The following is an 18,637-nucleotide window of genomic DNA, read 5'->3' as shown; positions in this document are numbered from 1 at the left end:
ATTACGTATCTTGTTCTTCATAATCAAGTTTGTAGTCACCGATGTGTTTTTCACTCCGCGCAATTTTCTTCTTGTGGGCGAAGTAGTTGACCACGCCTACCACGAAAACCGTAGCGGAGACAACGAAAAGGATGTATTCATAAACATATCCCTGCAACAGCAAAATACATGGAAGTCCGCAGAAAAGACAAGAAAGTGGATTGATTGGCTAATATTGTCCGTTGGAGAGCTAGCCGTTCGCGTAAAATCAGGTCTTTGTTCATCACCCAAAGATAAGGAGTATGACTGATAATTATGCATATTTGCATCCTTGTCCGGCTTACCAAGTTTATTCTTGGTATCCTAATTGTGGTGGAAGGTGTGCGCAGCACCAAAGTTAATTACGAGGAGGTTAAATAAAATGAGCACATTTAATGAATTAATCAATGGCGACAAGCCGGTATTGGTGGACTTCTTTGCCACATGGTGCGGCCCATGCAAGGTGCAAGCGCCTATTTTGGAAGAGGTGAAACAACGTATCGGCGATGATGCATCCATTATCAAGATTGATGTGGATAAAAATCCGTCGGTTGCCGCCAAGTACCAGATACGGGGTGTACCTACACTGATGATATTCAAGAATGGATCGGTCAAATGGCGGCAATCGGGTGTGTTTCCTGCTCCGGAGCTGGAACGGCTGTTAAAGGAAAACGTGTAAAACCTTATAGGCGCTTCATTATCAGCCTTGCCGCAAACATACTATCTGCCCGGTGGTGATAGCCCTGCAGCACTTCCATGTGTTCAAGGTGAAGGTGGTGGTGATCTTGTAAATACCTTACAACCCCTTCATTTTCTTCCGCAAATACCGAGCAGGTAATGTAAATCAGCGGCTTGCCGGGCTTCAGGTGTTTGACCACTTGCCCGGCAATTTGACGCTGCAGTGCTCCGAACCGCCGGATAGCCCCGGCCTGAAAAGCGGCAATCATTTCGGGTGTCCGACCCCAAGTGCCCGACCCCGAACAGGGCACATCGAGGATAATACCGTCAAACTGTTCCCTTCCGAGTACAGCTGCCGTATCTTTTTTCGTAAAATCGATAATTTTCTGTCGGTATGATTGGATGCCCGCTGCCTGAAAACGCTCATCGAGGTTACGCAGGATGCTGCCGCGCATATCGGATACCAGGAGCTGTACGCCGGGGTAGCTGTCCAACAACAGGAGCGACTTCCCCCCGGCCCCGGCACAGGCATCCCACCAGCTTTCGCCGCTGGAAGCACGGAAAAACCTGCCGGTCTGTTGGGATGAATAATCTTGCACTTCATAGTTGCCAGCAAGGCCTGGAATACGTGCCAATGCGGTACCGTTGGGTAGCGCAACGGTAAAATCGCCTACTCGCCGAAAGTCGATGCCCGCACGTTCAAGTGTGGCAATGACGTTGGCTGCATAGCGGGGCCGCAAGCGGAGAAAAAGATCCGGCTGTTCAAACAGACCGAGGACGAACCTGCGCGGGTCAATACCTGCTGATAACTGATCCAGCAAAGGAAAGACCTCCAGAAAACGGAATGGGGTATGCTTTTCCAGCAATGCGACCTTCTCATCCAACGGGGCGTGGATAGCCGGATAAAGGGCTGGCAGTAACAGCTCGGCAACGGTACTTTCTTCGCTGCATAAAAATTCGGCGATGGCCAGTTGCAAGGGGAACTCCGATTGCCCAGCCGCATTTCCCATCCGGAAATAATGGTATGCCAAGCGGGAAGCCATACGTCTATCCTTAGCGCCCATTTGAGGATTTTGCTTATAAAATCCCGCCAGAAACCGGGCCAACGGTATCCCATGGGCTTCCTGTTGGTATGCCGATAAGAGACGCTCAACTGTCCGGATTTGTTGGTATGTCCGTTTTTCCGTTGGTATCACGGCACGATGTATTAATCCACTGGCTGGAAATTGCCCCCCCGGTATTGCAGGATGGCAATCGCATTATTCACATATCCCCAAGAAGGGTTGTACTCAAATTTAAAGGCGTTATGCAGCCCGGCATATTCTTCCTGAACGATATGTTCCTTATATCCGGCACCATATTTGGCCAATAGTCCCCCAAAATAACGGGCGGCATCATATCCCTTATAAGCAAATTCAGTGGGCACTATCCCAAATTCCTGACGGTATAGTTGATCGAATTTGCGCACATCAGGCTCCTGGGCATTGATGTAATAGGAGGTCGTGATAGCGGTTTGAAAGGCCTGTAATCCATCGTTTTCTTCAAACGCCAGCTTTGACCAATTGGGATGTCCAAATAAATTAATCCGGTAGGAAAGTTCATCCTGTAACTTATGTAAATGTGCTAAAACCGGCGAAATCTGGTATTTATTGGCAGTGCCTAAAACCACCAAATTCTTTCCCGAAAGGTGGATGCTGCTTTCCAGGCTTTCCTCGTCCTGCACTTCTACCACCTTGGCATTCTTTTTAACACGCTGTATTTCGACCTTAAGGGGCGATAGGAACTGCCTGCTTGCCGCATCCTGGGTATTGTACAGCAGGATAACATCACCGGTCTGGTATTGCCTGGCAATATGTGCGGCCAATGCGCGTACATGTGCCGTAATGGGTGCGGTGATGGTCACCAAATTGGGTAGATTAAACTCCGAGGGCATACTGGCTGCCAACGGCGAAATCTGCAACGCGTCTGACAATGCCGCGTTAAACCCGAATACCTGAATCTCTTTCGGATATACGGGGCCTACGATCAATGCTGCATTTTGTACTTCTTCCAGTTTCGCAATGCGGGCGTTTTCGCCCGCGTCATCGCGGGTATCCAGTACGTTGACTTTGAAGTTGACGCCCTGCGCCGCTAATTCATCCAAACCCAGCTTGAAGCCCTGGTAAAAATCCAGTGCCAAGGCTGATCGTTTGATATCTTCTGCACTCGGAGCGTGCAGATTAGCCTTGTCCAGCTCAAAGGGCAATAATAAAGCGATGTTTTTTACATCCACTTTCTCCGCCTCAGCGGCGGTCTCTTCTGCTTTATCTTTCTCCGCGGGGGTCTCGGCCTTAGGCGGCTCGCTGCTTCCTGAACCACGCAACACACGCACTTTGGGCGTGCATCCCATGACGAACAGCGCTATCGCGATGCCGATAAGGTACTTACTCCCATTCAATTGTAGCCGGAGGTTTTGAACTGATATCATATACAACTCTGTTTATCCCCTTTACATGATTGATTATTTCATTTGATATTTTCGCCAGCAATTCATAGGGCAGGTGTATCCAATCGGCAGTCATCCCATCCAGCGAACCAACTGCACGAAGCGCTACCACATGCTCATATGTACGCTCATCGCCCATTACACCGACAGACTGCACGGGCAGAAAAATGGTTCCCGCTTGCCATACCCGATCGTACCAGCCGGATTCGCGCAGGTTGCGAATGTAGATGTCATCAGCTTCCTGCAAAATACGTACCTTTTCGGCCGTGATTTCACCCAATATGCGTATGGCCAATCCGGGGCCGGGAAAGGGGTGCCTGCCCAGGATATTGGGGGCAACACCGAGCGCCTTGCCTACCCGCCGCACTTCATCCTTAAAAAGCGTATTCAGCGGCTCCACGACCTTCAGCTTCATAAAATCGGGCAGCCCCCCCACATTGTGGTGGGATTTGATGGTGGCCGAAGGTCCTTTGACCGATATGGACTCAATGACATCGGGGTAAATGGTTCCCTGGCCCAGCCATTTCACTGCTGCGCCCTCGGGCAGCTCAGCCTGTACGGCATGGGCAGCTTCGTCAAACTCATCGATGAATGCCGCCCCGATGATCTTGCGTTTCTGCTCCGGCTCACTCACCCCGGCCAGCTTTTGGTAAAACCGATCTTTCGCGTTTACGCCTTTGATGTTGAGGCCCATATGCTGGTAGGACTCCAGTACCTGTTCATATTCGTTCTTGCGCAGCAACCCATGGTCTACAAAGATACAGTGCAGGTGTTTGCCAATGGCTTGATGCAGCAATACCGCAGCCACGGTAGAATCCACCCCGCCTGATAACGCCATGATGACATGGTCGTTACCCAATTTTTCTTTTAGGGTTGCTACCGTCGTTTCGACAAACGCATCGGCAGTCCATGAAGGTGTGCAACCGCAGATATCGATGACGAAATTTTTCAGCAATGTAGTGCCATCGGTACTGTGGGTCACCTCGGGGTGGAATTGTATGCCATACGTTTGGCTTCCCCTGACGTGGTAGGCCGCTACGTTCACTTTGTCCGTGCTGGCAATCACTTCGAAATCCGATGGAATAGCCGAAATGGTATCGCCATGCGACATCCATACTTGGGAGTCAGCGGGGATATCCGCCAGCAGTACATTGGTATGATCCACGAAGTGGAGATTGGCCCGGCCATATTCCCGAATGGTGGAAGCAACCACTTCGCCCCCCGAATGCTGGGCAATATATTGTGCCCCATAGCATACACCCAATAAAGGAAAACGTGTCTGCAATGCGCGGAAATCAACTTCTGGTGCATCCGCCTGGCGTACCGAATAGGGGCTTCCGGATAGGATGACGCCCTTTACGCTTTCGTCAAAATCGGGCAAATGGTTATAGGGATGAATCTCACAATATACATTCAGCTCCCGTACCCGGCGTGCAATCAATTGGGTGTATTGGGAGCCGAAATCAAGGATAATGATTTTTTCTGGCATGGGCCAAAGGTAAGGAAAACCATTTAGGATTTCAGTTTTCGCTTTTAGATTTTTGACTCCAAGCTTCCATGCATACAAAAAACCCTTGCCCCACATGATGCAAGGCAAGGGTTGTCATGCAGATAAGACAAAAAACTACAGTTTGCTGTTTATATCCAATGCATTCAATTCTTCGAACGCTTGCGTAAGGCGTTTCACAAAACTTTCCTCGCCCTTGCGCAACCATACGCGGGGGTCATAGTATTTTTTATTGGGGGAATCAGGTCCTTCTGCATTGCCGATCTGGCTTTGCAGGTAGCCTTCCTTAGCCTGGTAATAGCCCCGTATGCCATCCCAAAATGCCCATTGCATGTCGGTATCGATGTTCATCTTGATGGCTCCGTAAGAAATGGCCTCGGTGATTTCTTCAGGCGCCGAACCCGAGCCGCCGTGGAAAACAAAGTTGACCGGCTTTTCGGCTGACAGGCCAAATTTATTGCGGATATACTCCTGTGAGTTGTGCAGAATAATCGGCTGCAACTTCACATTGCCGGGTTTGTAGACCCCGTGCACATTCCCAAAAGCGGCGGCCACGGTAAATTTGTCACTCACGCTCTTTAATTCCTCATAGGCATAGGCTACCTCTTCCGGCTGGGTATACAATTTCGAACTCTCCACATCTGAATTGTCCACACCATCTTCTTCCCCACCCGTCACACCAAGTTCGATTTCCACGGTCATGCCGAGTGGTTTCATCCGCTCCAGGTATTTCTTTGATAGCTCAATGTTTTCCTCGATGGGCTCTTCGGACAAATCAAGCATGTGTGAGGAAAACAATGGCTTGCCATGTTGCTTGAAAAAAAGCTCACCGTGGTCAAGCAATCCGTCGATCCAGGGAAGCAGCTTTTTCGCCGCGTGATCGGTATGAAGAATAACAGCAACACCATAATGCTCAGCCAGTAAATGCACGTGCTGTGCCGCCGAAACCGCCCCAAGGATGCAGGCCTTCAACCCTTCGTTGTTTAAGGTCTTGCCTGCGTAAAACTGGGCCCCGCCATTGGACAGCTGGATTATTACCGGAGAATTGACCGCTTTGGCGGTTTCCATCACGGCGTTGATAGAATTGGTACCGATTACGTTGACAGCTGGCAACGCAAACTGATGAGCCTTGGCTACCTCAAAAAGTTCTTGTACGGCATCACCGGTGACAACTCCTTTAAAATCTTTCAAACTCATGGTATTATTTATTTTTTATGGCTCCGAAAGTAGGGATAATTTTTGGAAATACGTAATTCCTGCTATCTTTCTATGCCTCCTGCCTTCAGTACCGCAATGCGATTCCCCCATAAAAATTCCGCGTTGCCGCAGCGTTGAAAAAGCGGCCACCGAAGGCATTGATATCGTTGCCAAGACTATATTTTTGGTTCAACAGGTTGTCGCCTCCAGCAAAGATCTGCAATTTCAACTGCTTATTCAATGCCGTATCCCAGCTTATTTTGGCTTGCAGCAAATGATACGAATCGGCAAATGCCGTATTGGCGTCGTCCAGCGGAATTGACGCTGTATAATTATGGAGGATATAGCCACTGATACCCCCTGGAAACTGTGCCAACAGGCTGCTGACCACCGTACTGGCAGGTACACCCGTGAGTTTATTGCCCGTGAAGTCGTCATCCCCCACGCGGTAATCACCAAATCGGAACTTACTCAGTGTCAGATTGCTACCCACTTGGAGGCCCTGCAAAACGCCATGCATACGTGGCTCCACCGCCCATACAACTGCGGAAAGCTCTACCCCCCGTTGGTTGACCCCGCCGGCATTGTCAAAAAACTCAGCCCCCGATTCGCGCAATTGCCGGATAATCGCGTCTTCCATGCGGTAGTAAAATACAGAACCATCCACAAAGGCACGCCTATTGGCGGTTTGCCAGCGGAAGCCGGCTTCATAGTTCCATCCGGTTTCCGCAGCCAAGGCGGTATTGACCATATTATCCGACGGACGTATCTCGGCGATGGTAGGTGGCGAATAGCCACGCGAAAGGGACAGGCGACCCGACAGCTGGGGCATGAATAAGTAGGATAGCGCCACCCTGGGCATCCACTCCGCGTCAAAATCCCTATCGGTAAATGCGGACTCGTTTCCCGGAAAGATAGATTTGTACCGGTATCGGTAATAATTGAGGCTCAAGGCGGCTTCCATCGTAAGCCGACTGGCTACATCAGCACTAAGGCGCACGAAATAAAAATGCTGGAGGCTCTTCAAGGCGTCGATGGCCTGTTCATCGCCCTGTGACCCACCATGGTTGTCATAGTTGGAAATATCCGTACCACCATACTGCCATTCGAGCCCGGCATTAAACCGCCATGAAAAGGCATTGGGATCACCGTCGGCGTAGTCGACATAAGTACGGAAGCCTACGTTATATTCGTCCCTGATTTCATAATTGGTGATGAATGGATTACTGAAATCCGTGTGTGTACCGAAGACGCTGGCCACATGCTTAAGCTTGCCGTTCAATTGCGCGTCATGTACCAATCCACCTATCAACGTTTTGTTGACAATGCCTGCTTGCTGTTCCAATGCCCCCGGGGTGGCCGGAGTGGCCGGGCGGGCGAGCCTCGGATCGTCAACATACTGTGCCTTGGTCAATCCACCCGGTGTGCGGTACCGCAGGTCGGAATACAGGGCTATCAACCGCAGCTCATTGGCCGGTGTATAATTCCACCGTTGCACGGTCTGGAATGCGGCCCGTTTCATCTCCGAGTTTTGCCGGTATCCATCAGCACGCTGGTAAGCTTGGCTAAAGCCGAACCGGTAAGTTGGCGACGGATTTAATTGGGTAGTGAGCTGTTCTTGGAACAAGCCGAATGATCCGCCGTTCATACGCAGTGATGCGCTATTGTCCGCCTCGTTGGACATACCCACGGGCCGGATAAGCACCACACCGCCTGAATTGGCACCGAAAAGGCTTCCATCCGGCCCTTTCAAAACCGCGATGCGATCCACGCCGTCTGCATCCAACAGGTTCAGGTAGGTATTCCCCCCCGCATCCGTAAGTGGGATTTCGTCCAGGTATACCTTTACATTCCGCACACCAAACGGCGAGCGCAGCAGGCTTCCCCGGAGTGATAACCGGTAGCTGCCCGGTGAGCGCTCCTCCATCCGTACGCCCGGCATGGTATTGAAAGCCGGCAACAATGTGTGGCCGCTTTGGTGTTCCAATGTACTGCGGCCAACTACCCCAGCTGAAGTCGTGAGGCGCAACAAAGGTTGCTCGACGAAGTAAGCCCTTACGGTTACTTCCTCCAAATGGGTAGTCGTGTCCTGAACGGGCTGAGCAAAAGATCGTAATGAAAGTAGGGTAAAGCTAAAGACAATGGCACGTATCATGGAAATTTAAAGTTTGGACGAAATTAACAATTATGCATACATGTTGTACCCCATGTGACCGATTGTAACATGAATTAAACTTTCTTGGCTTAAAAACGTCTAATAAAAACAAATGTAATGGAGGGGAAGATAGCCATGAAAACGATCCTTGCTTTTATTTTAATCAGCAGTTCGGCTGCCGCGTTCGCACAGCGGGCTGCTGACACCACGCGCAAAAGTGAGACCATGCACATCCAAAAACTGGAAATCGGCAAAAAGAAAAAAGAAGTATTTACAAGCAGGGACTCGTCCTTGGTGCTGCATATCGACACGCTGATTATGAAAGACCGGAGTCAATTGGTGTTTTATGGCAAAAAGGATGTCAAACTGCACGTAGCGCATGCCGAGATAGACAAGCGTGGGTACCTTTTCGGCACGGATGGCAAAAACAACGGAACTGATTTTGAAATCGACATGCGGCTGGAAAGACTCGGGGCATTGTACGTCTTAGCCGGTGGCCAGGATGCCCATAACAACGGGTCACGTACCTATCCAAATGGTAATGGCGGAAATGTACACTTCGTCTATGATAGTGGCGGTATCGTGCCGCAGACCGACGACAAAAAAGCACCCCACTACGTACAGATAGATACCCGCGCAGGTGGATACCGTGTAAATCCGCAGAACGACCTTAATAACATCTATAGCTTGATCAATATGGGGGCGGCAGGAAGACCCTTGGGCAGCCTGGCGCAGGGAAGGGTATATTCAGGTTCTCCGGGCAGAGACGGAAAGAGCACGGTGAAGGCGAAGGAATAATTGGCGGCGACTGTAGGCCGGGCAGCTTACAGCTTGCCACGTATCGCGCTTACCGCCCCCTGAAGTTCGGGGTAATTAAACTGGAATCCTGAATTGCGGATCTTCTCAGCCGATACGCGTGTGCTGTCCAGCAGCATTTCACTCATTTGCCCTAAAATCGCACGGAGCATAAACGCAGGGACATTTGGCAGCCACATGGGTTTTCCCAAATGTTTGGCTATTGCATGGAGAAAGGCGGCAAACGTAACCGGCTCGGGTGCTGCCATATTATATGCGCCTTGTACACCATGGTGCTCCAATGCAAAGATGTACATAGCCACCACGTCGTCGATGTGTATCCAAGGCAGCCATTGCTTGCCCGTGCCGGGCACAGCACCTATGCCCTTGTTTATAAAATTGGCAAATTTGCGATAGATACCACCGTCTGCCGACAAGACCACCCCGCTCCTTAATGAAACGGTACGTATCCCCAAGTCCCTGCCTTTGGCTACTGCCCGTTCCCACTCCAAACAGGTTTGTCCCAGAAAGCCCGTAGCGGGCGTTTTATCCTCACTCATCCATTCATCTCCCCTATCGCCATAGTATCCTGATGCGGATGCGGATATGACCGCCTTGACCTGGCTCATATTTTTTTGCTGTATCAAATCATAAAGCAAGGCAATTGTTTGTGTCCGGCTTTCCAGGATAGCTTGCTTCCGTTTATTGCTCCAGGGTAGCGCGGCAATGTTTTCACCCGCCAAGTGGATAATGGCCCCTACACCGTCCATACAATCGGCATCCACCTTGCCGGCCGAAACATCCCATCCATAAAACCGTACACCCGGCAAATCAGTGTGCTGCGTACGCCTGCTCAATACATTGACCGAGTAACTGCGGTTTACTAATGCATCAATTAATGCTTGCCCCACCAAACCCGTTGCCCCAGTAACCAACACTCGTTTTTCCATATGCACGTCAATTATTGCTTATAATCAGGGCTTAAGGCAAGCCCAATGCATAGCGGATAGCCATACCGAAAGGTGCCAACTTCACGGGATACAGCTTGCTCAGCCCATTATTTACCGTCACCAAATCCCTGCGCATATACACAAGAAATGCGGCGGCAGCATCCTGCTCCAACTTATAAACATACCGGCCCAAAAAAACCGACATGGGCATTCCTAAACCCGGCAATGCCCATACCTTCTTTTTCAGCTTGGTGACATCCAAATAACGTTCGAATGCCTCCTTGTAAGTCATGACCTCGGGGCCGCCCACGTCAAATGTCTGTCCATAGGCATTGGCATCGAGCAGCATTTTATTGAAATAGGCACATACATCCAACAGATGGATGGGTTGGCAACGGCTGGTGGCAAATTCCTTTGGAAGGACGACCAGTTTTTGCTTAGCCAGGTTTGACAGGATATTCATCAATGCTGAACCTTTGCCAACAATATTGCTAATCCTCACCACGGTATAGTCCAGCCCGCTCTTACTGATGTAGGATTTGATTTTACTGACGCTTTCATCGGCAAGTTTTGTCACGTAAATAAGGTGTCGGCAAGCTGTGTATTTCAGTGCGCGGACGTATTTCTGCACGGCGATAAGCTCCATCTCCAGCCGGATGCCGATTTCATTTACCGGAGACTGGTTGAAATAGAGGGCTACCTGCGTTTCTTTATCTAATCCGGCAGGTAGTGTACCACGGAATAAATCACCTTCGATGAGGTTTATTCCATACTTTTCGGGTACGTTCTTATAAAAAAATGCCTTATTCCTAACCAAGCAAGTCACTTGATGATCCTCTTCGGCAAGGCATACCGCTATGTTTCTCGCTAAATAGTTATTAAGGCCGGTTATCAGGACTTTCATACGCAAAATTACACCATTTAAGCAGGCGGATTGGCTATTTTACTAGCAATTACAATCGAAAACAGATTATGTTTCCGCTTAATGGATTTTTTTGTGCAAATTTAACATTTCTCATTAGTTACAAAACGAATTGTGATTTTATTGTCAATATTCATATTCCGGTTCGCACAGTTTATAGCGTTGATGTAAAATAAAGCCTATCTTTGTAAGATTTAATCTCCTAAGTAAGGCATGGACAACAGGACAATTTTGGTTTGGTTTAGAAATGATTTACGTATTCACGACAATGAGATTCTACTTCGCGCAATCGAGCGTAGCCATCAGATTGTACCCGTTTATTGCTTCGATCCCCGGTATTTTACCGTTACCAAATACGGCACCAAAAAAACGGGCGTATTGCGTGCCGCTTTTCTCCGGGAAAATGTACTGGCATTACAGCACACACTCCGGCAATTGGGCGGCGATCTAATCATCGTCCACGGCTATCCCGAGGTATTATTACCCCAAATTGCAGCGCAGTATCATGTTGACGAGGTGTACCACCACCGGGAAGTCGCTTATGAAGAAACCTATATCTCCGGCCTCGTGGAGGAAGCGTTGTGGAAACAGCAAATCAACCTAAGGCATTTCATTGGCCATACACTATATCATAAAGAGGATCTTCCCTTTCCAATTAAGGACATTCCCGATGCATTTACCGTTTTCAAGAAAAAAACCGAACGTGAAAGCGCCATCAGGCCCCAATTGGGGAGCCCCGAGGCAATAAGCGTACCGGAAGGAATGGACACCGGCGGACTGCCCGATATGACTGCGCTGGGCTTTGGCGAAGAAGAAATCCAGCAAATCGCTCACCTGAGCTTCAAGGGCGGCGAATCGGTCGCATTGGAACAAATGCAGACTTTTTTATATGACCACCCTGCGCAGTCGGATTATTCGAGCCTATCCCCATACATTGCCATTGGCGCATTATCGCCCAACACGCTATACCATGCGACGAAAGCCGCAGAAAATGCCACACTGGATAAGAAACGGGGTGATCAAATTATATTGCGGTTGCTTTGGCGGGACTATTATCGATTTATGTTTAAGAAACACGGCAACCGGTTTTTCCATATCGATGGCCTAACCGGTGATTTGCCTGATATTCTTGTAAATGATGAAGCTTCTTTCCATCAATGGCAAACTGGGCATACGGGCAATCCCGTTGTCGATAGCGGGATACAGCAACTGAATGAAACCGGCTACATACCCTACACCCATCGTGTCCTTATCGCGGCCTACCTCATCCAGGAGCTGAAGGTCAACTGGCTCAGGGGCGCCGCCTGGTTCGAGGAAAAGCTCCTTGACTACTGCCCGGCCAATAACTACGGCAGTTGGGCGCATTTGGCCGGCGTGGGAAGCAGCGTGAAAGACAACAAACCGATAAACATCAAAAAGCTGACGACGCAACTCCATCCCAAGGAGGCTTTCGCTTTTGAGTAATGAATCCCACGGCCAATCGTAAAAATCCTATTATGACTAAAATTTGGCTATAAAATTGTGGGATATTGCTATGGTAAACAATTTAATAATTATAACTTTGACGCATTATTGTATAAACAACTAAATGGACAAGCTTTCTTATCTTAGTAACGCAGATTCGGCCTATATCGACTCGTTATACAGAGCATATAAAGAAGATCCCAATGCTATTGATTTCGGCTGGCAAAAGTTTTTCGAAGGTTTTGATTTCGGCCAAAATGGTACCGCTACCGCCGCCAATACCACTCCCGATCATGTGCTGAAGGAAATCAATGTACTGAACATGATTAACGGTTACCGAGACCGTGGTCATTTATTCACCGAGACCAATCCCGTACGGCAACGCCGGAAATATTATCCGGGCAAAGAATTGGAAACATTCGGCTTGAGTGAAGCCGACATGGACACCATATTCAATGCCGGCGTGGAAATCGGCTTGGGTCCCGCCAAATTGCGCGATATCCGCCAATTAATCGAAGACACGTACTGCCGCTCCATCGGGGCAGAATTTAAGTACATCCGGAGCCCGGAAAAAATAAAATGGTTGCAGGACCGCATGGAAGGCGAGCGCAATACACCCAATTTCCCACTGGAAAAGAAAAAGCGGATATTGCAGAAACTTAATGAAGCTGTCGTATTCGAAAATTTCCTGGGCACGAAGTTCCTGGGCCAAAAACGCTTCTCCTTGGAGGGCGCGGAAAGCTTGATTCCCGCGTTGGATTCCGTCATCGAGAAAGGTGCCGACCTGGGTATCCAGGAATTTGTCCTCGGCATGGCCCATCGTGGGCGGCTCAATGTGCTTACCAATATTTTGCGCAAGTCTTATGAAACCGTTTTCTCTGAGTTTGAGGGCAAGACATACGCCGAGGAAGCCGAACAAGATTTCGGGGGGGACGTCAAGTACCACTTGGGGTATTCCACCGACATCACAACGGACAATGGCGCCAATGTGCATTTAAGCCTGGTGCCCAATCCTTCCCACCTGGAAACTGTGGATCCGGTCGTGGAAGGTATCGTGCGTTCCAAAATTGACATGAAATATGAAGGTGATGCGACCAAAATCGCACCGATACTTATCCACGGCGATGCCGCCGTGGCTGGGCAAGGCATCGTGTACGAGGTCATCCAGATGTCCAAACTGGAAGGGTTCCGCACGGGGGGTACGATTCATATTGTAGTCAACAACCAAGTGGGTTTTACCACCAATTTCAAAGATGGTCGGTCATCTACGTATTGTACAGATATAGCCAAGGTGACCTTATCACCGGTCTTCCATGTCAATGGGGATGACGTGGAAGCGTTGGTCTACGCCATTAATATGGCTGTTGAATACCGCCAAAAGTACCACACCGATGTATTCATCGATCTCTTGTGTTACAGGCGGTATGGCCACAATGAGGCTGACGAACCCAAGTTTACCCAGCCATTGCTTTATAAAGCCATTGAACAACACGCCAATCCGCGTGAAATATACAACAAGAAGTTGCTGGAACAAGGAAGCGTGGACGCCAACCTGGCCAAGGAAATGGAAAAAGATTTCCGCAAGCTCCTGCAAGCACGCTTGGATGAGTCGAAGGAAGAAGAAAACTTAACGCAGGACAATCCGATGTACTCGGGTGCCTGGAAGGGGCTTCGTAAAGCAAAATATGAAGACATTTTTGTGCCGGCCAAGACGGGTATCGCGGAAAAAACGTTCCTCAACCTTGCCAAGGAAATCAGTACGCTGCCGAAAGACAAGAAGTTTTTCCGCAAGATATCACGCCTCTTTGACGAACGGCTCAAAATGGTCGAGCAAAAGACATTCGATTGGGCGATGGGTGAACTGATGGCTTATGCTACGTTGCTCAGTGAAGGCGCACGGGTACGGGTAAGCGGACAAGACGTAAAACGCGGCACCTTTTCGCATCGCCACGCAGTGCTCACATTGGAAGACTCCGAAGAAGAATACACACCACTACAGCAACTAAGCGGTGGTGAGCGCTTTAACATCTACAACTCGCACCTCTCGGAATACGGCGTACTGGGATTCGAGTATGGCTATGCATTGGCCAATCCGCAATCGTTGACCATATGGGAAGCGCAGTTCGGTGATTTTTACAACGGTGCGCAAATCATCGTAGATCAATACATTTCAAGTGCGGAGACCAAATGGCGGCGCTCCAATGGCTTGGTCATGCTTTTACCGCATGGCTTGGAAGGCCAAGGACCCGAACACTCTTCGGCACGCATTGAGCGCTTTCTGGAGCTTTGTGCGGAAAACAACATGCAAATCGTGAATTGTACCACGCCGGCTAACTTTTTCCATGTGCTTCGCAGGCAAATCAAACGTGACTATCGGAAGCCGCTCATTGTCTTCACCCCGAAAAGCTTGCTACGGCATCCAAAGGTCGTAAGCGACATCTCTGAATTTACCGCCAAGTCCCAATTTCAGGAGGTCATTGACGACAGCTATGTAAAATTGGCAGATGTAAAACGGGTACTCTTCTGCTCGGGCAAGATCTATTACGACCTCCTTGAAAAACAACAAACGGATACCCGCACGGATGTAGCGGTCGTACGCGTGGAGCAGCTCTATCCCACCCCGATGGACAAACTTCGTGCGATACGGAACAAATACAAAAATGCCACCGAGTTTTTCTGGGTGCAGGAAGAACCTGAAAATATGGGTGCATGGCCTTACATCTGCCGTAAATTCAGGAACCGGAACATTGCGTTAGAGGTGATATCCCGCAAGGAAAGCAGCAGCACAGCCACAGGGTACGCCAAGCAACATATCACGCAGCAGCTTGCCGTGGTGGGTCGGGCTTTTGAAGACAAGGCCGGACCAGAAGTAAAAGAAAAGATAAAAGCTAACGTAAAAGTTGCCGCTAAAGTAGACTGACCCAAGCATTTAACATAGTCAAATATATGAGTGTAGAAATAAAAGTACCAACGGTAGGCGAATCCATTTCAGAAGTAACCCTGTCCCAATGGCTGAAACAAGATGGGGATTATGTAGAAATGGACGAGAATATTGCTGAGCTGGAATCAGACAAAGCCACATTTGAATTGCCAGCAGAAAAGGCCGGCATACTTCGGATCGTAGCACAGGAAGGCGACACCCTCGAAATCGGGGCTTTGGTAGCTACTATCGAGGAAGGTGGAGCATCGGCTGCAGCCAGTGAAAAAAAACCCGAGGCTCCGAAAGCAACGGAAAACGTGCAAGATAGTGCCCCCATAGCATCTGCACAAGCTGATGGCAGCAGCAATTATGCCACCGGCACGGCTTCTCCCGCTGCCGCGAAGATCCTTAGGGAAAAAGATATCGACCCCGCATCCCTGAAGGGTACAGGCAAGGACGGACGCATTACCAAGGAAGACGCTGAAAAAGCCGACAAGACGGAGGCTCCAAAAGCCAAACCCGCTGAACCCGCCAAGCCGGCAACCACCGCCGAGGCCCCAAAAGCCCCCAGCGGTTCGAGAAACGAACGCCGCGAAAAACTTTCTTCACTTCGCAAAACGATTGCCAAACGATTGGTAGCCGTGAAAAATGAAACCGCCATGCTCACCACGTTCAACGAGGTGAACATGAAGCCTATCATGGATTTGCGGGCTAAATACAAAGAAATATTCAAGGAAAAACATGGCGTTGGACTTGGGTTCATGTCATTTTTTACCAAGGCCGTGTGTACTGCCTTGAAAGAATGGCGCGCCGTAAATGCCCGTATTGATGGCGATGAAATTGTATACAGCGATTTCGTGGATGTGTCCATTGCCGTATCGGCGCCGAAGGGCCTTGTCGTACCCGTCATCCGCAATGCCGACTCCCTATCGCTCCATGAAATTGAAAAAGCGGTGATCGACCTGGCGACGAAAGCACGGGACAACAAACTGACCATCGAAGAAATGACCGGGGGTACCTTTACCATTACCAATGGTGGGGTCTTCGGCTCCATGATGTCTACACCCATCATCAATGCGCCGCAGTCTGCCATCTTGGGCATGCACAATATCATTGAGCGCCCCGTTGCAGAAAATGGGCAGGTGGTGATCCGGCCGATGATGTACATCGCCTTGTCGTATGACCACCGGATTATCGATGGCCGCGAATCGGTCAGTTTTCTTGTACGCGTTAAGCAGTTGCTGGAAGACCCGGCAAGGCTCTTGCTGGAAATCTGACGGCTGCCGGATATCCAAAAGCAGAAAAACCATAGCTGCGCTACCAGAATCCATTTTCCGGTAGCGCAGTTTTCTTTGGGGGGGTGACATGGCGAATAAACTTGCTTTTATATGCAAGTTTATCTAAGTTTGGCAAAACTTTGCCCGTATGGTATTTGATTCCGAGTTTTTTGCCAAATTTTTGCGGTTTGGTGTTGTGGGTTTGTCCGGTGTCGTGGTTGATTTTGGCGTCACCTGGGTTTGCAAGGAGAAATTCCGCTTTCCCAAATACCTCGCCAATTCGCTCGGTTTTTGCGTGGCAACGGTAAACAACTACCTCCTAAACAAGTACTGGACATTTAAAGTCTTTGGCAATCAAGGCCTGTTCCTGGAGTTTTCAAAGTTTGTGGGGTTCGCGCTGGTTGGGTTGCTCATCAATAACCTGGTATTGTTTATCTTGCATGGGAGGTCAAAGCTCAATTTTTACCTTGCCAAGCTCATTGCCATTGCCATCGTATCGGTATGGAATTTTTTAGGCAATTACATGTATACCTTTTCAGCTTAATCTTAATCATGATATATGGCTACCAAATCCACTAACGCGGTCATTTGCTACTTTATAGGGGTATGGTTGGCCATTAATCTTGTGCAATCTGCCTTTTCGGAATTGCACTATGATGAAGCGTACTATTGGGTATATAGCCGGTTTTTGGATTGGGGATACTATGACCATCCACCGATGGTGGCCTTGTTTATCAAAATGGGCACGCTATGGACACAGGCTCCTTTGGGGGCCCGGCTGGTCAGCGTGATTTCCAACGCCATCGCGGTATGGGTGCTGTGGAAAATCGCAAAGGCCTATGCGGACAATGCGAAGCTGTTCATCTTGCTGTACAGCGGTATGCTTATCCTGCATGTGTATAGTTTTATTACCACGCCAGACACGCCCCTGTTCTTTTTTACGGTGCTGTTTTATGATGTCCTGCGTGGCTACCTCCACGAAGATAAGCCCCGATATGCGGTCATGCTTGCCTTGATCGTAGCGGGCATGCTATACAGCAAATACCACGCGATACTGGTCATCCTATTTACACTGATGGCCCATTGGAAACTCCTCAAGCGCCCAAGTTTCTGGCTCATTGCCCTGCTGGCCACGATCTTTTTCCTGCCACATATCCGCTGGCAGGTCAACAACGGCTACCCTTCCCTGGTCTACCATCTCCTTGACCGCACGTCGCAAGTTTACCGCTTTTCGTTCATCAGCGACTTCATCTTGGGGCAGCTGCTTATCGTTGGGCCGCTGACCGGCATTTTTTTATACTACTACGTATATAAGCAAAAGACGACCGATACCTTTCTGCGGGTATTGAAATTCAACTGCTTTGGATTTTTGCTCTTCTTTTTGATCAGTGCATTCAACAGCCGGGTCCAAGCCCACTGGACGCTGCTGGCGTTCATCCCGTTCTTTCTATTGGCCTATATTTACCTCGCACGGATGCCCAGGGTGCCATCGTGGTTCACGCGGCTATTGTATGCCAATATTGCATTGATTTTCTTGGCCAGGGTTTTGTTGGTTTATCCACTTCCTGGATTATCCAAGATAAAGGGCCTTAAACAATTTTGGGGAAAAGAGCAGTTTGCCCGCCAACTGCATGCCATCGCAACGGATGAACCACTCATCATGGACAACGGATTTCAGGACATTTCCTATTACAATTTTACGAACAACACCACCAAGGGCTTTTCTTACAATACACGCCATTACCGCAAAACCCAGTACGATTACTGGCCCATTGAAGACAGTATCCGGAACCACGGAGCCTATTTTGCCTCATCCACTCCCATTGACGTTGGGAAGCAAGATTCCATGGATACAGAAAAAGGACGGCTGTACATTGCTTACATCGATTCGGTAAGGACATACCAAAAAATAACCATTACCGCAAAAGGCATTGAAAGACAGGCCACCACAGCTACGCTGCAACAGGTAACGCTCGAAATATACAATCCGTATAGCGACACCATCTCCTTTTCCAACGAAGGCGAAAAATGGGATTGTTTCATCGAATATGGCTTTACGAAGCACTTTTTCCAACAGGTAGCTTTTGAAGAAATCAGCACGGACTACCGCCAGTTACGTATCGCCCCCGGCGAATCGGCCATGCTTTCCACGCCCATTCGCATGCCTGATTCCCCCGGCGACTACGCATTGGTTTTTTCCATACGAACCGATCCGTTCGTGGGATCACGAAACAGCAAAAAAATACCGATATCCATCATAACCAACTAA

Annotated in this window: 15 protein-coding genes; 7 read left to right on the top strand and 8 right to left on the bottom strand. The window is 49.2% G+C overall.

The features are described from left to right. Position 1 precedes the first annotated feature (1 nt). Positions 2-157, bottom strand: a complete 156-nt coding sequence (locus BMW65_RS24435) for a hypothetical protein (RefSeq protein ID WP_218145378.1) — start codon at positions 155-157, stop codon at positions 2-4. 243 nt (positions 158-400) lie between these two features. On the opposite strand from BMW65_RS24435, the gene trxA reads away from it, so the two are divergent. Then, entirely contained in the window at positions 401-697 is a 297-nt protein-coding gene (gene trxA / locus BMW65_RS09620; RefSeq protein ID WP_090604913.1) for a thioredoxin, read from the top strand. Between the two features lie 4 nt (positions 698-701). Here trxA and BMW65_RS09615 read toward each other — a convergent pair whose 3' ends face one another. The 5 genes from BMW65_RS09615 to BMW65_RS09595 all read right to left on the bottom strand — a co-directional run bounded on the left by BMW65_RS09615 (position 702) and on the right by BMW65_RS09595 (position 8,040). After that, positions 702-1,892, bottom strand: a complete 1,191-nt coding sequence (locus BMW65_RS09615; RefSeq protein ID WP_090604911.1) for an RsmB/NOP family class I SAM-dependent RNA methyltransferase — start codon at positions 1,890-1,892, stop codon at positions 702-704. Between the two features lie 11 nt (positions 1,893-1,903). Beyond that, a complete protein-coding gene (locus tag BMW65_RS09610) occupies positions 1,904-3,163 on the bottom strand; it encodes an ABC transporter substrate-binding protein (protein WP_143053850.1) in 1,260 nt (419 codons plus the stop codon). Then, entirely contained in the window at positions 3,120-4,670 is a 1,551-nt protein-coding gene (guaA, locus tag BMW65_RS09605) for a glutamine-hydrolyzing GMP synthase (RefSeq protein WP_090605416.1), read from the bottom strand. Before guaA ends, BMW65_RS09610 begins: the two co-directional genes overlap by 44 nt. Before the next feature lie 135 nt (positions 4,671-4,805). After that, positions 4,806-5,885 carry a class II fructose-bisphosphate aldolase gene (gene fbaA / locus BMW65_RS09600; protein WP_090604908.1) on the bottom strand — a complete coding sequence of 360 codons (1,080 nt, stop codon included), beginning with the start codon at positions 5,883-5,885 and terminating at the stop codon, positions 4,806-4,808. A gap of 85 nt (positions 5,886-5,970) precedes the next feature. Then, positions 5,971-8,040 (bottom strand): TonB-dependent receptor, encoded by a 2,070-nt coding sequence (locus BMW65_RS09595; protein ID WP_218145377.1) that lies wholly within the window; start codon positions 8,038-8,040, stop codon positions 5,971-5,973. A 135-nt stretch (positions 8,041-8,175) separates the two neighbouring features. On the opposite strand from BMW65_RS09595, the gene BMW65_RS09590 reads away from it, so the two are divergent. Continuing rightward, positions 8,176-8,838, top strand: a complete 663-nt coding sequence (locus BMW65_RS09590; protein ID WP_245747585.1) for a hypothetical protein — start codon at positions 8,176-8,178, stop codon at positions 8,836-8,838. 26 nt (positions 8,839-8,864) lie between these two features. On the opposite strand, the gene BMW65_RS09585 is transcribed toward BMW65_RS09590, so the two are convergent. Then, the gene (locus tag BMW65_RS09585; RefSeq protein ID WP_090604903.1) at positions 8,865-9,785 is read right to left on the bottom strand and encodes a TIGR01777 family oxidoreductase; all 921 of its coding nucleotides are present in this window, start codon (positions 9,783-9,785) and stop codon (positions 8,865-8,867) included. A gap of 31 nt (positions 9,786-9,816) precedes the next feature. Further along, positions 9,817-10,689 (bottom strand): Rossmann-fold NAD(P)-binding domain-containing protein, encoded by an 873-nt coding sequence (locus BMW65_RS09580; RefSeq protein ID WP_090604902.1) that lies wholly within the window; start codon positions 10,687-10,689, stop codon positions 9,817-9,819. A 231-nt stretch (positions 10,690-10,920) separates the two neighbouring features. Here BMW65_RS09580 and BMW65_RS09575 point away from each other — a divergent pair, with 231 nt between their 5' ends. From BMW65_RS09575 to BMW65_RS09555, 5 genes are all read left to right on the top strand, one after another. Further along, the gene (locus tag BMW65_RS09575) at positions 10,921-12,171 is read left to right on the top strand and encodes a DASH family cryptochrome (RefSeq protein ID WP_090604900.1); all 1,251 of its coding nucleotides are present in this window, start codon (positions 10,921-10,923) and stop codon (positions 12,169-12,171) included. Between the two features lie 124 nt (positions 12,172-12,295). Continuing rightward, complete coding sequence (locus BMW65_RS09570; RefSeq protein ID WP_090604899.1) at positions 12,296-15,091, top strand: 2-oxoglutarate dehydrogenase E1 component; 2,796 nt, start codon at positions 12,296-12,298, stop codon at positions 15,089-15,091. Between the two features lie 26 nt (positions 15,092-15,117). Then, on the top strand, positions 15,118-16,368 hold the full coding sequence (odhB, locus tag BMW65_RS09565; RefSeq protein ID WP_090604897.1) for a 2-oxoglutarate dehydrogenase complex dihydrolipoyllysine-residue succinyltransferase: 1,251 nt from the start codon (positions 15,118-15,120) through the stop codon (positions 16,366-16,368). A 148-nt stretch (positions 16,369-16,516) separates the two neighbouring features. Beyond that, positions 16,517-16,912, top strand: coding sequence for a GtrA family protein (locus BMW65_RS09560; protein WP_090604896.1), 396 nt, complete (start codon positions 16,517-16,519; stop codon positions 16,910-16,912). 15 nt (positions 16,913-16,927) lie between these two features. Continuing rightward, positions 16,928-18,637, top strand: coding sequence for an ArnT family glycosyltransferase (locus BMW65_RS09555; RefSeq protein ID WP_090604894.1), 1,710 nt, complete (start codon positions 16,928-16,930; stop codon positions 18,635-18,637).

The sequence above is a fragment of the Parapedobacter koreensis genome (assembly GCF_900109365.1).
In the GTDB taxonomy this organism is placed as follows: Bacteria; Bacteroidota; Bacteroidia; order Sphingobacteriales; family Sphingobacteriaceae; genus Parapedobacter; species Parapedobacter koreensis.
The sequence above is the reverse complement of the archived record's forward strand: the minus strand, read 5'-3'. Positions and strand labels throughout refer to the sequence as shown.

Excerpts from the sequence above, each read along its gene's own strand:
- trxA (WP_090604913.1), top strand. The coding sequence starts at position 401 with ATGAGCACATTTAATGAATTAATCAATGGCGACAAGCCGGTATTGGTG.
- BMW65_RS09610 (WP_143053850.1), bottom strand. The coding sequence starts at position 3,163 with ATGATATCAGTTCAAAACCTCCGGCTACAATTGAATGGGAGTAAGTAC.
- guaA (WP_090605416.1), bottom strand. The coding sequence starts at position 4,670 with ATGCCAGAAAAAATCATTATCCTTGATTTCGGCTCCCAATACACCCAA.
- fbaA (WP_090604908.1), bottom strand. The coding sequence starts at position 5,885 with ATGAGTTTGAAAGATTTTAAAGGAGTTGTCACCGGTGATGCCGTACAA.
- BMW65_RS09595 (WP_218145377.1), bottom strand. The coding sequence starts at position 8,040 with ATGATACGTGCCATTGTCTTTAGCTTTACCCTACTTTCATTACGATCT.
- BMW65_RS09590 (WP_245747585.1), top strand. The coding sequence starts at position 8,176 with ATGAAAACGATCCTTGCTTTTATTTTAATCAGCAGTTCGGCTGCCGCG.
- BMW65_RS09585 (WP_090604903.1), bottom strand. The coding sequence starts at position 9,785 with ATGGAAAAACGAGTGTTGGTTACTGGGGCAACGGGTTTGGTGGGGCAA.
- BMW65_RS09580 (WP_090604902.1), bottom strand. The coding sequence starts at position 10,689 with ATGAAAGTCCTGATAACCGGCCTTAATAACTATTTAGCGAGAAACATA.
- BMW65_RS09575 (WP_090604900.1), top strand. The coding sequence starts at position 10,921 with ATGGACAACAGGACAATTTTGGTTTGGTTTAGAAATGATTTACGTATT.
- BMW65_RS09570 (WP_090604899.1), top strand. The coding sequence starts at position 12,296 with ATGGACAAGCTTTCTTATCTTAGTAACGCAGATTCGGCCTATATCGAC.
- odhB (WP_090604897.1), top strand. The coding sequence starts at position 15,118 with ATGAGTGTAGAAATAAAAGTACCAACGGTAGGCGAATCCATTTCAGAA.
- BMW65_RS09560 (WP_090604896.1), top strand. The coding sequence starts at position 16,517 with ATGGTATTTGATTCCGAGTTTTTTGCCAAATTTTTGCGGTTTGGTGTT.
- BMW65_RS09555 (WP_090604894.1), top strand. The coding sequence starts at position 16,928 with ATGGCTACCAAATCCACTAACGCGGTCATTTGCTACTTTATAGGGGTA.